Below are 13,501 nucleotides of genomic sequence, written 5' to 3'. Positions count from 1 at the left end.
CATCATAATGACCAAAATAAATTGGTCAACCTCTATATTTATATTGTAGCAACACCTTGCGTGTTCTTTGCTATATTCTTAATTACTGTACAGCTTGGATACGTTCAATAAGCAAATTCAGAGACGGATTTGACTTTTTAACATCGTCATACATTGGCTGAACCGCTTTAACGAATGCCGCTTTATCCGTAGAGACAAATTTCACACCCAACTTTTCAGCTTTCGCACGTTCTTTGGCTTCTGATTCCGCCCACAATGTTTTCATGACTTCCATCGAATTCATGGCCGCTTGCTTGAGTGCCTTACGGTTTTCTTCAGACAAACCATCATATGCTTTGGTTGATATAACCAAGACATCCGGCACCATTGTGTGCTCATCTAGACTAAAGTATTTCGACACTTCACTGTGACGGCTCAAACTGAATGATGGAATGTTATTTTCTGCCGCATCAACAACACCCTGCTGAAGTGCCGTATACAGCTCACCGTAGGCCAGTGGTGTCGGGCTCGCACCTAGCGCTTCTACCATGCTGATAGCAGATGGGCTTGGCTGCACACGCACCTTCATGCCTTTAAGATCGGCCGGTGTCATGATCGGTTTTGATGTATAGAAGCTACGCGCACCCGCATCATAATACGTTACACCAATGAACCCACTCTCACGGGAAGACGCCAGAATTTCTTCGCCCACTTCCCCTTCTTGCACGTTGTAATAGTGGCTCTGATCACGGAACAAGTACGGCATGTTGAACGCAGAATACGCCGGTGCAAAGGCTTCAAGCTCTGCAGCATTGGTTTTCACCATGTCCAACGCACCATTTTGCATCAGTTCCATCGACTCGCGCTGGTTACCTAGCTGCGCATCCGGATAAATACGAATACGCACTTCGCCGTTCGTCAGTTTACGTACTTCTTTTGCCATGTGGTCCATCGCTTTATGGACAGCATGGTCACGTGGGTTGTTATGGCTAAGCTTTAACGTGGTTGTCGCATAAGCGGATGCAGAAGCACCGAATGTGAGTGCCGCACCGATCACAGCAGTTAGCAGACTTTTACGCGTCATCATTCTTATGTCTCCGTGAAATTGGTTATCCATTGTGTAGGGTATGTGTGAATACGGAGCAATATTGGCGCGAAAAACCGTCACCGTCAAAGCAATAAATCAAATTGATTGACCAATATCACACATCCACCCCTAAAATTGGTCAACCAATCTAATTGTGAACAAGCTCACATGACATTTTATGATTCATTCATATAATCGCCCACCAGAACTTGCATATTTGATAGAAAGTGTCATTAGCATACATTTTCTTTGGTTAACCAAATGGATTAATCAATTGCATCAGCCATGCGACCCATGATGATAAGGAACGTAAAATGAACAAACTGGTTGGTTATATAAACCGAGGGTTGTCGGTTTTTACCGTCTCACTCTCTAGCTTCTTGGTTGTATGTGTCATCTGGCAGGTGCTTTCTCGCTATGTCATTGGTAAACCCAGTACCGTCACGGATGAACTCGCTCGCTACTTGTTTATGTGGGTCGCCCTGATTGGCGCGGCATACACCACCGGCCAAAAACGTCACTTGGCGATTGACCTGCTCACCATGAAGCTGACGGGTAAACGCAAACTGATTAATGAAATCGTAATTCAAATCGCCATTGCCGTGTTTGCCTTCATTGTATTGGTTTACGGCGGCACGAATTTAGCACTGAAAACCCTGTCCACCGGACAGCTCACTCCCGCACTGGGCATGCAGATGGGTTACATCTACTTCTGTCTTCCAATCAGTGGCTTATTGATGATTTTCTACTCGACAGTATTTGGTTTAGACAAAGTTAGCCAGTTGACGTCTGGTAAACCACTTCTTACTGAAACCCAGCAAAACTAATTAAAAAGGATGTCTACAATGGAATGGCAACTCATTCTCACACTATTTGGTAGCTTTGCGGTTCTCCTGACTTTCGGGATCCCAGTGTCATTCGCTATTGGTCTTTCATCATTAGCCACCATCATGATGAGCCTGCCGCTTGAGCCCGCGATTGCGGTTGTCGCTCAGCGTATGGCAGCCGGTCTGGATAACTTTGCCCTGTTGGCTATCCCGTTCTTTATTCTGGCGGGTAACATCATGAACCAAGGCGGTATCGCTATCCGTCTGATTAACTTCGCTAAAGTACTGGGTGGACGTCTTCCTGGCTCACTGGCACACGTTAATATCATGGCGAACATGATGTTTGGCTCGATTTCAGGTTCAGCGGTGGCGTCAGCTGCAGCGGTGGGCGGTACCATGTCTCCCTTGCAGAAAAAAGAAGGCTACGATGAGCACTTCTCTGCTGCGGTGAACATTACCTCTTGTCCAACCGGTTTGTTGATCCCGCCAAGTAACACGCTGATTGTGTTCTCATTGGTGTCTGGCGGTACCTCTGTCGCGGCCTTGTTCCTTGCCGGTTACATCCCTGGCATCTTGATGGGCCTAAGCCTGATGGCAGTGGCCGGTTACATTGCGAAAAAACGTGGCTACCCTGTCGCCGCCAAACCGACACTTGCTCAGGTTTGGGATACATTCATCAAAGCCATGCCATCACTGCTACTGATTGTGGTCATCATGGGCGGCATCATCGGCGGTATTTTTACCGCGACAGAAGCTTCTGCCATTGCAGTGGTCTACACCTTGGTGCTTGCGGTTGTGTTCTACCGCGAAGTGAAGATCAGAGATTTGCCTGGCATTATCCTTGAGTCTGCCGTCACGACATCCATCGTGCTGCTACTGGTTGGCGCCTCAATGGGTATGTCATGGGCGATGGCGAACGCCGATATCCCTTACATGATTGCTGACGCCCTACTGGCGATTTCTGAAGACCCACTGATGATCCTGCTTATCATCAACCTGATCCTTCTGATTGTCGGTATCTTCATGGACATGACACCAGCGGTATTGATCTTTACGCCTATCTTCATGCCTATCGTTCTGGACTTGGGTGTTGACCCTGTTCACTTCGGTATCATGATGACCTTCAACTTGGCCATTGGTATCTGTACACCGCCAGTGGGGAGTGCGCTGTTCATCGGTTGTTCCGTGGCGAAAGTCTCTATCGATAAAATCATCAAGCCATTGCTTCCATTCTACGCCGCCTTGGTTGCCGCGTTGCTGGCTGTCACCTTTATCCCTGAACTGAGTTTGTTCCTACCGCGCTTGGTGCTCGGTTACTAAGTTCCAGGTTCTAGGTACGCATCGCAACAGCATAAAAATAGAACAACGATCTTTCCTCACACTCCTATTTCGCAACATCCCGCTAGCGTCAACCTAGCGGGATAAAGGACGCCAACATGAAGAACATTGCAAACAGCCCGATTAACCCTCAAGTCATCCGTGCAGCGTACGATCGCAGCGCACTGCAAAGCCGTATCGTTCACTTAGGTTTTGGTGCCTTTCACCGCGCTCACCAAGCCCTATTCACCAATGAGATGCTGGAAAAAACCGGCAGCAATTGGGGGATCTGTGAAATCAACCTGTTCGGCGGTGAAGATCTTATTCAACAACTGCGCGAGCAAGACCACCTGTACACCGTGGCCGAAAAAGGCGCCGAGCGCACAGACGTTAAACTGATTGGCTCTGTGACCGAATCTTTGCACCCTGCGCTTGACGGCAAGCAAACGGTATTAGAAAAAATGGCGGAAGAACAAGTCGCTATTGTATCCATGACCATCACGGAAAAAGGTTACTGTGCAGACCCGGCAACGGGCCGTCTAGACAAGAACAACGGCCTGATCAAAGCCGACCTTGCACACCCACGCGAACCAGATTCTGCGATTGGCTATATTGTTGAAGCACTGCGTCTTCGCCGTGAGCGCAATATCACCCCATTCACCGTCATGTCATGCGACAACGTGCAAGAAAATGGTCATGTAGCCCGTGCCGCCGTGCTGGATTTTGCTAACTTGGTTGACCAGGAACTGGCTGGCTGGATTGAAGCCAATGTGACCTTCCCTTGCACCATGGTTGATCGCATTGTTCCTGCTGCAACACCCGAAACACTGGCTGACATTGCACAGCTTGTCGGCGTAGAAGACCCATGCGGTATCGCGTGTGAACCTTTCCGTCAGTGGGTAATTGAAGACAACTTTGTCAACGGTCGTCCTGAGTGGAATATCGCGGGTGCTGAGTTCGTGTCTGACGTGGTGCCGTTTGAAGAAATGAAACTGCGCATGCTAAACGGCAGCCATTCTTTCTTGGCTTACTTGGGTTACCTTGGCGGCTATGCGCATATTTCAGACACCATGACCAACGAAAACTACCGTAAAGCGGCTTTCGACATGATGATGAAAGCACAAGCCCCTACCCTGAACATGCCAGAAGGCACAGATTTAGAAGGGTACGCCACGCTATTGATCGCTCGCTTCACCAACCCAAGCCTGAAGCACCAGACTTGGCAGATTGCGATGGACGGCAGCCAAAAAATTCCACAGCGTATGGGCGGCTCGCTACGTCACCACCTTGCACAAGGGACGGATTACCCATGGCTGGCGATGGGTATTGCAGGCTGGATGCGTTACATCGCCGGTGTCGATGAGAATGAGCAACCGATTGATGTGCGTGACCCAATGGTTGAGCAATTCCAAGCCATCTACGCCGAACATGGCATTAACACCTCGGTGGTGAAAGCCATTCTGGGCATCGAGGCGATCTTCGGCACTGACCTGATCAACAACGACGCGTTTGTAACAGCCGTGACCAAAGCCTACCAGCTGATCATCACCAAAGGCGCGCGTGCTGCGGTTGCCTCTCTGTAATTGACTGAATACCGACGCCGGACGTTAACGTCCGGCGTACTGCTTGGAGCAAAACATGAAAACCTTCCTTTGTGACGATTTCCTTCTTTCCAATGACATTGCGCGCCAGTTGTACCATGACTACGCCAAAGACATGCCGATCTACGATTACCACTGTCACCTGAACCCACAAGAAGTGGCACACGACCGCCAGTTTGCCAACCTTGGGCAGATCTGGTTGGAAGGTGATCACTATAAATGGCGCGGCATGCGCTCTGCCGGTGTCCCAGAAGCGCTGATCACGGGCAAAGCGAGCAGCGATTTCGATAAATACATGGCATGGGCGAAAACTGTCCCACAAACATTGGGTAACCCGCTTTACCACTGGAGCCACCTTGAGCTTCGCCGCCCGTTCGGTATTACGGGTAAGCTGTTTGGCCCAGAAACCGCAGAAGGGATCTGGCACGAATGTAACGAGATGCTGGCCTCCCCGGAATTCTCAGCGCGTGGCATCATGAAGCAGATGAATGTGGTGATGGCGGGCACGACAGACGACCCGATCCATTCGCTGGAATACCATAAAGCCATCGCCGAAGATGACAGCTTTGATGTGGAAGTCGCACCAAGCTGGCGTCCTGATCGCGCGTTCAAAATTGAACTGCCGGGTTTTGCCGAATACATGCAACTGCTGGGCGAAGTGGCTGACATTGAAATCACCCGTTTTGCCGATCTACTGACGGCCCTTGACCGCCGACTTGACCACTTCGCAGCGCATGGCTGTCGTGCCGCTGATCATGGCATTGAAATTGTGCGCTACGGTAAGGTACCAGCAGAAACGACCCTTGACGCCATGATCACTCGCCGTCTGCAAGGTGAAACGCTGACGGAAGACGAGGTAGACCAATTCAGCACCGCCGTCCAAGTATGGCTAGGTAAGCAATATGCGAAACGTGGCTGGGTTATGCAGCTTCACATCGGTGCCCAACGTAATAACAGCACCCGTATGTTCCAATTGCTTGGGGCGGATTGTGGGTTTGACTCGATTGGCGATCGTCCCTTTGCCTTCCAGCTGGCGTCACTGCTTGATCAGATGGATATCACCAATGAGCTACCAAAAACCATCTTGTACTGCCTGAACCCGCGCGATAATGAAATGATGGCAACGATGATCGGTAACTTCCAAGGCGGCGGTATCGCCGGCAAAGTCCAGTTTGGTTCCGGTTGGTGGTTCAACGATCAAAAAGACGGCATGCAACGCCAGATGGAGCAACTGTCTCAGCTGGGTCTGCTCAGCCAGTTTGTCGGTATGCTGACTGATTCGCGTAGCTTCTTGTCTTACACCCGCCACGAATATTTCCGTCGCATTCTCTGTAACATGATCGGTCAGTGGGCGGCTAACGGCGAAGTCCCAAATGACATCAACATGTTAGGCAAGATGGTTCAGGATATCTGCTTCCATAACGCCAAAACCTACTTTCAGCTACCGGGAGAACACGCATGAAGCGTATCGCGCTGATCGGCGAATGCATGATTGAACTCAATGGCGCCCCTTTTGGCGCCATGACGCAAGCTTACGGTGGCGACTCACTCAATACCGCCGTTTACTTGGCGCGAACGGCTGGCCAGTCTGTTGCGATTGATTACGTTTCTGCGCTAGGTTGCGATGCCATCAGCAACGGCATGATCGCGCGCTGGCAAGACGAAGGCATCAACACTGACGTAGTGCTGCGAGATCCTACCCGCCAACCGGGGCTATACCTGATCCAGCTGGATGACCAAGGCGAGCGCACGTTCTTGTACTGGCGTAACCAGTCTGCTGCCCGTTACATGTTGCAGCATCCGGATTTCGTCACCGTTGCCAAGCACCTTGAAACCGTTGATATGGTGTACCTGAGCGGGATCAGCGTGGCTATCTTGCCTGCCGATGATCGCTTACGTCTGATTGAGTTACTGACCCAACTCAACCGCCAAGGCATTGCGATCGTGTTTGACTCCAACTACCGCCCTGCCCTGTGGGAAAGTGCCGATGTCGCACGTGCATGCTACACCCCATTGTTAGCGATCACCGATCTCGCACTGGTCACTAACGATGATGAAGCCGCACTTTGGGGTGACGAGGACGAAAAAGCTACTCTGGCTCGCCTCAAGGTTGCAGGGGTTAGAAAGGCAGTGGTGAAGATGGGGCCCAAAGGCAACGTCTACGAAGATTTCACCACAGAAATCCGTACGTTTGTAGCGACGACACCGGTCAAAACGGTTGTTGATACCACCTCTGCCGGTGACTCCTTCAATGCGGGTTTCCTTGCTGGCGTCCTGACCGGAAAATCACCGGTGCAGTGTTCAGAGCAAGGCCACCAGCTTGCCGGTATCGTGATCCAACATAAAGGCGCGATTATTCCCGCGTCCGCCACAGCGACAATTAATTTTAATGTTCCAACCAAAAAGGAAGCCCAATAATGAGCACGATTGCCCAGCAGCTTGCTGCCATCAAAGTTATCCCTGTTATCGCCATTGATCGCGCCGAAGATATCATTCCTTTGGGTAAAGCACTGGCTGAAAATGGTCTGCCTGCGGCGGAAATCACCTTCCGTTCCGATGCAGCTGTTGAAGCGATTCGCCTATTGCGTGAAGCCCAGCCGGACATGCTGATTGGTGCCGGTACGGTACTGAACCGCGAACAAGCCATTGCGGCAAAAGAAGCAGGTGCGACCTTTGTGGTATCACCAGGCTTTAACCCTAACACCGTCAAAGCCTGCCAAGAGATCGGCATTGATATCGTCCCTGGCGTGAACAACCCGAGTGCCGTTGAAGCGGCGATTGAGATGGGCATCACCACACTGAAGTTTTTCCCCGCGGAAGCATCCGGTGGCATTAACATGGTGAAATCCCTACTGGGTCCTTACACGCAGATCCAGTTCATGCCAACGGGCGGTGTTAACACGAAAAACATCAATGAATACCTAGCAATTGATCGCGTATTTGCTTGTGGCGGCACGTGGATGGTCGACAAGGCGATGATCAATGAAGGCCGTTGGGACGAAATTGGGCGTTTGGCGCGTGAAGCCGCGGACTTAGTCGCCTAATCACCCTCTGCACAATACGTACTGCGCAACTCACTCAGCGCAGACAAAGGCTTCCTTCGGGAAGCCTTTTGCTCAGCCGCTTTCTCTTCTGTATAGTCACCACGAATATGCATCAAGCAGCACACACTCAACCATCGTGTCCGTTGCTGCTCATCATCAAGGACGTTGATAACCATGCCTGAACTTAATTTTGCACAATGTATCGGTCTCGTCGCTTTTGTGGTGGGTGCGAGCTCATTTTTCCATCAAGATGGTAAACGCTTTCGACTGCATCTGGTCTTTTTCCAGATCATCTTATTCAGTCACTTCCTATTAATGGATGCCTTAGCCCCCGCCATCGGTTGCGGGATCAGTGCCCTGCGCAGTTACGCATCAACCAGAACCCAATCTACGTCGGTATTGGTGTTCTTTATCATTCTGCTTTGGGTCATGGGCCTCCCTAACGTCCAGCATCACTATGAGTTACTTCCTCTGTTTGGTACCTCCGTCGCAACGTGGGCCCTCTTTAAAGCAGAAGGTATTCAACTGCGCATGTTGATCATGTTTAACTCATTTTGCTGGTTGATAAACAATCTATTATTAGGATCAATTGGCGGGATAATGATGGAAACCACCTTCATTGCGATGAACATTTTTACTATTTCAAAAATGCTCAAAGCAAGAAAAGCCGTGATGTAATCTCACTCGTTTCGTTCTGCGCGTCTTTGCTCCGTGCATAAAAAACAAACCCGAACAGAATACTATTCGGGTTTGTCTTTTTGTTTATTTGGTTTATTGCGCGACAAACCATTATTGGGCGATCAGTTTACCGCCAGACAACTTCATTCCCGGAATAAGCGCCAATTTATCTGCTGACATTTTGTTGCCACAAGGCAATTGAATATGGTTAACCATCCAGACAACACAACCTTGCGGCAGGTTCATCAAACAACGTACCTGTGAATACAGGTGTGCATCATGGTATTCGCTGGAAACCGCCACAGCACACCCTTGCCATGCGCCAATCACTTGCGCTTGGCTGACGGCGAGATCAAGGTAAAGCATTTCCGGTTCAACATCTTTGATGATTTTCATACAAAGTCGCGTATGCGTCGCGTCGTGTTTCTCAACCCATAAGCGATGAGGTATTTCCTTATTTTCCCACTCAAGCACATTCATATCAGTGTTCATTCATTACGTCCTTTTATTATTCATTTTGAGATCAGGCTGTTCGATTGTCATAACCGTATATTGGTTGAGTGAACGGCTAAGCCGGATTCACTCAACAGAGTATAGCGGAACAAGTAAAATTGGTTGACCAATATTTATAAGGATATAGAGCAGGATCAACAAAAAGTGAACACGTGGCGTTTACCCCCAAGCGTTCACTTTGTTTGTTATTGCGACGCGTTATTTGTAGCTTAAACCGTGACCAAACGGATACAGTGTATCGGCTTCTGGATAACCCGGTAAATCAGACAACTGATTGACGATGGCTTCCGCACTGTTTGCCAACGCAAACGGTAATTTACCCTGCGGATTGAACTCACCCGACACCACATCCAGCAACGCAGAATCGGACACACCGAATGTGGCAATGATAGCGCCCGCATCCTTTAGCCCGCTCTCTTCATCCAACACAAAAGGCTGACGGAAGTTGATGGCAAGCACGGTTTTCTCGGCCCCCACTTCATTCATCACGGCTTTAATGTCCGCTAAGCTTGGGCTTATTTTCCATGATTTCGCCGCCGCCATATCGGTGAACGCGAGAATATCCAGCTCGTCAGGGTTTGCTCCGCCATACACCAAATGGGAATCTGCGCCTTCATTGGTCACAAACACGCGGATCAGCGCAGCGTCTGCCCCATTAGCAACAGGACGCTGGGTGCCTTCGTCATAATCACCGGCCACTACGTCATACCCTTGCGCTTGGGCAAGTTCTGCATTCACCCCCATGGTGTACAGCGTCAGTGGATTATCGACCGATGTAGGCAGTGGTAATGTCGCCTTCAGGCTACTGTCTTCTTTGTTCGACAGCAAAACCACCGACTTACGCTGGGCATACTCCGCACGCTCTTGGTATTCAGGTTTGCCTAACGTCTTATCAGCAATATCAGGGTCGACATAGGCATTTTCAAATAACCCAAGTTGGAACTGCTCTTTCAGCAAACGCTCGACAGACTCATCAATGCGATCTTCTGTAACGAGCTTTTTCTCGACCAGTTCAACGATCATAGAGCCATCTTTAAAGCCAGATAACACATCGGCGCCCGCATCAATCGTTAACGCAACACGCTCTAGCTCCGTTTTATGCTCCACGCCCCATGGCGTCATAGAAATAATGCCGGTATCCGTATTCACATACCCATCGAACTTCAAATCCTGACGCAACAGTTCTGTGACTACCCCTTTAGAGAATGACATGCCAACATCGTTCGGCTTCACATCCTGATCAACAGGAATGCCGTAATACGGCATGATCGACCCAGCGCCCGCCTCTATCGCTGCGATAAATGGCTTGAGGTGATAATCAAAATTGTCCCCTGCATAGTTTTGGTTTTTACCAAAATCATAATGGGGATCACCGCCATTTTCTTGCGGGCCACCGCCTGGGAAGTGCTTGATAGTCAGCGCAATACTGTTCTCGTTAACCGTCTCGCCCTGCAAACCAATCACTAATGCCCGCATGATATCAGACGCCAAGTCAGCATCTTCCGTAAAGGTTTCGTGGACACGGTACCAACGCGGCTCTGTCGCTAAGTCCATCATGTAACCATACATACTGCGCAAACCAATGGATGACCACTCATCATTCATGATGTGTGAAAACTCGGTGATCAACGCCATATCGCGAGTAGCTGCCAGCCCCGCTTCTTTCGGCCAGGCAGAGAATGCCCCTGATGCCACATTGATCCCCGCCTTTGCCGTTGGATCAATATGATTACGGGCGTTAGATTTAAATAAAACCGGAATACCGTGTGGCGTCAGTTCTGCCATTAACTGCATCGCATTCATGTATTTCGCCGCTTGTGTTGGGGTAATATCAAACCCACTTCGACCCGGTTCGCGATCATTATTCGGTGTTTCAACGACAGGATTACGGAAAATAAAGCGTGTCATGTGCTGCTTATTCACTAAATCAACCGCATCATCGGCAGGCATGCCGCCCACGTCTGAATTTAAGGTATCAATCAGCATCATCCCGGCTTTTTCTTCCAGGTTCATGCGCGTCACCAAGTCGGCAGCACGCGTCTCTGGTGTTAAACGCCAGTCTTCATAAGGCTCAAGTGTGCCGTTACCATTGGCGTCACGAAACTGGTAATCGTCCACCTTGATGATGGCGTGTACTTTTGATTGTACCTGCGGTTGGACAAGATCATCCTTGCCATCGTTACTGTCAGACGATGAATTACAGCCGGCTAAAATCAATGCGACAGCGATAGGTGCTAACGTAAAATGTGTGCTGTTCATGGCTTTCCTTAAGATCGTTAGTAGACGAGATACACACGCATCCTATCCACCACCGAACAATTGGTTAACCTATTTGTATTACTTTGCGGAGCAAGATCAACCAATAAAATAAATTGGTTTACATTGATCACGCTTTATTTAAATAGTCTTATTTCTCCGATCAAAATACCGATAGAGTCACAGACGATATCGCTCGTTATTGATAGCAAAATAGATAACCTGAAGGAATGTCAACACCGCCCTGTAACGGCGTGTCATACTGAAACAAAAAGTGACGCCCGAGCGGGTCTGAGAATCGGGACACAGGCAAACCGCTATACTTTCACCGAGCAGCGCTTTTATCCAAAAAGGACATAGGCAGACCACACTGAATTCGTAGCCAAGGCTGATATATGTATATTGAATCCTTCCTTGATTCGCTTTCCATCTACTTGATTCTGTTGCTGATTTTCAGCACGATTGTTGTCATGTTTGAATGTGGCTACCAATTGGCACAACGCTTTCCGGCCAAACAAATCAGTGGATCAATCAGCCCGATGGCCACCGGCCTCGCCAGTCTGCTGGCCTTTATCTTGGCGATTACATTCAGTATGGCGGCGGCAAAATCCGGCGAACGAAAACAATTGGTGCTAGCAGAAGCCAATGCGGTGGGAACGACAATACTGCGAGCATCACTTCTGGCAGAGCCGTACCGTTCACGCAGCCGTGCGTTATTGCGCGAATACGTGACAATTCGCGTGGTGGAAGATCCAGAAAAACAAAAAGAAGTGGTCAATCAGGTCATTGTAGACAGTGAAGCCTTACAACTCCGGTTGTGGGACGAAGCCATTCAAGCGCATGATACAACCTCACCCGAGTTGCTTTTGCTGTATATCAGCGCACTCAATGATGTCATCGACATTCATACCGAGCGCGTCAATAAAGGCTTTCGGGGCCGTATTCCTATCAGTATTTGGTTTACGCTCGGCTTGCTCACCTTTCTGACAGTGGCGTTAAACGGGATTCAGGTCGGGGCTGAAAATAAAGGCAGAGCATTGGTCGCCGCGCTGCCTTTTGCATTGGCCTTTTCGTTAGTGTTGACCTTAATTGTCGAACTCGACAGACCCGAGCGCAGCATCATTGAAATCAGCCAACAGCCGTTGATTGATTTACGTGATAGCTTGGATAACGTGCTCTCCTCTGATCTCGGGCAGCAGATGCCGATCAAGTGAGGGGCGATATCAGATTAAGCGGAGAGCTTCGCTTGATAGCGGCGTCGCTGCTCCTCAGGATCCGTAAGCTGACAGGTCGAGCAGTGCTTCTTGCCATCCAATTTATATTTCAAACAACACGTTTCACGCCGCACATAATAGACCGCCATAGGCGCCTGTGAGGCCACCTTGATGGCATTTAATGTGGCAGTGGCAGGCAATAAGGACTGTAACCAGCGATCCGCATTCGGTTGCAATGTTTCAAGCAAGACACTGTCAGCCCCGTTTTGGGTTAATTTCTGAAACACCAAGCCCACGGCGTAGCCCCAATGCCCCCAAAATAGCGTGCGACTGACTTTCTGTATTTTGAAATACGGCGCCATGTATTGACCCAGCGCCACCAGCAAAGCAGAAAACTGCGCATCTAGCGCGGCTTCTGATGCCACCACGCGCGCCAAAGGCGATCCCGCCAACGGATCGGTCGCCAAACAATAAAAAGGCGCGTCATCTGTAATTGAGACCGCTTTCACTTTGCCTTTCGGTGATAACAACAGGTTTATCGTATGCACATCAAAATGCATGACACGCTGAAACTTGAGGCGCAATGCGGCCATGCCTGACAGCAAGTGCGCACTAAAACCTTTCAGCCACATGGACGCCCCAACAGCCCGTTGTGTCTGGATATCTTGGCAAAACAATGCGATCACTTGTGAACAGCGGTTGTCTAGCCACTCCGCCAGTGTGTCCCCTTGTTGACCGGTTTGCAAACGGAAGAAAGGCTCACATTGCGTGAGCCAGTCAAGCTGCGCATGCAACGAGCTCGTATCAGGTTGTCCCGGCCAAAGCGGTCCCATATCAGTACTTATATTCATTATTTTTTCTTATGCAAAAAGTGGTTAAAACAGTAAAAAAGCCCCACCCAATCCCTGTAAGGCATTAAACGAATTGAATTTTATAAAATGAAGGGTAAAAAACAGTCATCTACAAAATTATGCAAGATTTATAT

The 13,501-nt window shown here is 49.4% G+C and carries 12 protein-coding genes; 8 read left to right on the top strand and 4 right to left on the bottom strand.

Annotation, left to right across the window (positions count from 1 at the left end):
• Positions 1-82 precede the first annotated feature (82 nt).
• Positions 83-1,066 (bottom strand): TRAP transporter substrate-binding protein, encoded by a 984-nt coding sequence (locus tag L4C36_RS20290; RefSeq protein ID WP_428479615.1) that lies wholly within the window; start codon positions 1,064-1,066, stop codon positions 83-85.
• 314 nt (positions 1,067-1,380) lie between these two features.
• Between L4C36_RS20290 and L4C36_RS20285 the strand changes: the two genes are divergently transcribed.
• The 7 genes from L4C36_RS20285 to L4C36_RS20255 all read left to right on the top strand — a co-directional run bounded on the left by L4C36_RS20285 (position 1,381) and on the right by L4C36_RS20255 (position 8,533).
• A complete protein-coding gene (locus L4C36_RS20285) occupies positions 1,381-1,893 on the top strand; it encodes a TRAP transporter small permease (RefSeq protein WP_428479614.1) in 513 nt (170 codons plus the stop codon).
• Positions 1,894-1,911: 18 nt separating this feature from the next.
• The gene (locus L4C36_RS20280; protein ID WP_428479613.1) at positions 1,912-3,213 is read left to right on the top strand and encodes a TRAP transporter large permease; all 1,302 of its coding nucleotides are present in this window, start codon (positions 1,912-1,914) and stop codon (positions 3,211-3,213) included.
• A gap of 116 nt (positions 3,214-3,329) precedes the next feature.
• Complete coding sequence (locus L4C36_RS20275; protein WP_428479612.1) at positions 3,330-4,793, top strand: fructuronate reductase; 1,464 nt, start codon at positions 3,330-3,332, stop codon at positions 4,791-4,793.
• A gap of 55 nt (positions 4,794-4,848) precedes the next feature.
• Positions 4,849-6,273: a glucuronate isomerase gene (gene uxaC, locus L4C36_RS20270; RefSeq protein WP_428479611.1), complete on the top strand. Its 1,425-nt coding sequence runs from the start codon at positions 4,849-4,851 to the stop codon at positions 6,271-6,273.
• Positions 6,270-7,229, top strand: a complete 960-nt coding sequence (locus L4C36_RS20265; protein ID WP_428479610.1) for a sugar kinase — start codon at positions 6,270-6,272, stop codon at positions 7,227-7,229. The genes uxaC and L4C36_RS20265 overlap by 4 nt, the downstream gene beginning before the upstream one ends.
• On the top strand, positions 7,229-7,855 hold the full coding sequence (locus L4C36_RS20260; protein WP_428479609.1) for a bifunctional 4-hydroxy-2-oxoglutarate aldolase/2-dehydro-3-deoxy-phosphogluconate aldolase: 627 nt from the start codon (positions 7,229-7,231) through the stop codon (positions 7,853-7,855). The genes L4C36_RS20265 and L4C36_RS20260 overlap by 1 nt, the downstream gene beginning before the upstream one ends.
• Positions 7,856-8,029: 174 nt before the next feature.
• A complete protein-coding gene (locus L4C36_RS20255) occupies positions 8,030-8,533 on the top strand; it encodes a YgjV family protein (RefSeq protein ID WP_428479608.1) in 504 nt (167 codons plus the stop codon).
• A gap of 111 nt (positions 8,534-8,644) precedes the next feature.
• Here the strand turns inward: L4C36_RS20255 and L4C36_RS20250 are convergent, their stop codons facing one another.
• A complete protein-coding gene (locus tag L4C36_RS20250; protein ID WP_428479607.1) occupies positions 8,645-9,025 on the bottom strand; it encodes a hypothetical protein in 381 nt (126 codons plus the stop codon).
• Between the two features lie 219 nt (positions 9,026-9,244).
• Positions 9,245-11,305 (bottom strand): glycoside hydrolase family 3 protein, encoded by a 2,061-nt coding sequence (locus tag L4C36_RS20245; protein WP_428479606.1) that lies wholly within the window; start codon positions 11,303-11,305, stop codon positions 9,245-9,247.
• A 392-nt stretch (positions 11,306-11,697) separates the two neighbouring features.
• On the opposite strand from L4C36_RS20245, the gene L4C36_RS20240 reads away from it, so the two are divergent.
• On the top strand, positions 11,698-12,516 hold the full coding sequence (locus L4C36_RS20240; RefSeq protein ID WP_428479605.1) for a bestrophin-like domain: 819 nt from the start codon (positions 11,698-11,700) through the stop codon (positions 12,514-12,516).
• Between the two features lie 14 nt (positions 12,517-12,530).
• On the opposite strand, the gene L4C36_RS20235 is transcribed toward L4C36_RS20240, so the two are convergent.
• Positions 12,531-13,367, bottom strand: coding sequence for a (2Fe-2S)-binding protein (locus L4C36_RS20235; RefSeq protein WP_428479604.1), 837 nt, complete (start codon positions 13,365-13,367; stop codon positions 12,531-12,533).
• Between the last annotated feature and the right edge of the window lie 134 nt (positions 13,368-13,501).

It is taken from the genome of Photobacterium japonica, assembly GCF_050337005.1.
Taxonomy (GTDB): Bacteria; Pseudomonadota; Gammaproteobacteria; order Enterobacterales; family Vibrionaceae; genus Photobacterium; species Photobacterium japonica.
Note: the sequence above shows the minus strand (reverse complement) of the source record. Positions and strands in the feature narration are given on the sequence as shown.

Bases quoted from the DNA above. Each gene is read 5' to 3' on its own strand.
- L4C36_RS20280 (WP_428479613.1), top strand. From the start codon at position 1,912: ATGGAATGGCAACTCATTCTCACACTATTTGGTAGCTTTGCGGTTCTC.
- L4C36_RS20250 (WP_428479607.1), bottom strand. From the start codon at position 9,025: ATGAACACTGATATGAATGTGCTTGAGTGGGAAAATAAGGAAATACCT.
- L4C36_RS20290 (WP_428479615.1), bottom strand. From the start codon at position 1,066: ATGATGACGCGTAAAAGTCTGCTAACTGCTGTGATCGGTGCGGCACTC.
- L4C36_RS20275 (WP_428479612.1), top strand. From the start codon at position 3,330: ATGAAGAACATTGCAAACAGCCCGATTAACCCTCAAGTCATCCGTGCA.
- L4C36_RS20265 (WP_428479610.1), top strand. From the start codon at position 6,270: ATGAAGCGTATCGCGCTGATCGGCGAATGCATGATTGAACTCAATGGC.
- L4C36_RS20260 (WP_428479609.1), top strand. From the start codon at position 7,229: ATGAGCACGATTGCCCAGCAGCTTGCTGCCATCAAAGTTATCCCTGTT.
- L4C36_RS20285 (WP_428479614.1), top strand. From the start codon at position 1,381: ATGAACAAACTGGTTGGTTATATAAACCGAGGGTTGTCGGTTTTTACC.
- L4C36_RS20245 (WP_428479606.1), bottom strand. From the start codon at position 11,305: ATGAACAGCACACATTTTACGTTAGCACCTATCGCTGTCGCATTGATT.
- uxaC (WP_428479611.1), top strand. From the start codon at position 4,849: ATGAAAACCTTCCTTTGTGACGATTTCCTTCTTTCCAATGACATTGCG.
- L4C36_RS20240 (WP_428479605.1), top strand. From the start codon at position 11,698: ATGTATATTGAATCCTTCCTTGATTCGCTTTCCATCTACTTGATTCTG.
- L4C36_RS20255 (WP_428479608.1), top strand. From the start codon at position 8,030: ATGCCTGAACTTAATTTTGCACAATGTATCGGTCTCGTCGCTTTTGTG.
- L4C36_RS20235 (WP_428479604.1), bottom strand. From the start codon at position 13,367: ATGAATATAAGTACTGATATGGGACCGCTTTGGCCGGGACAACCTGAT.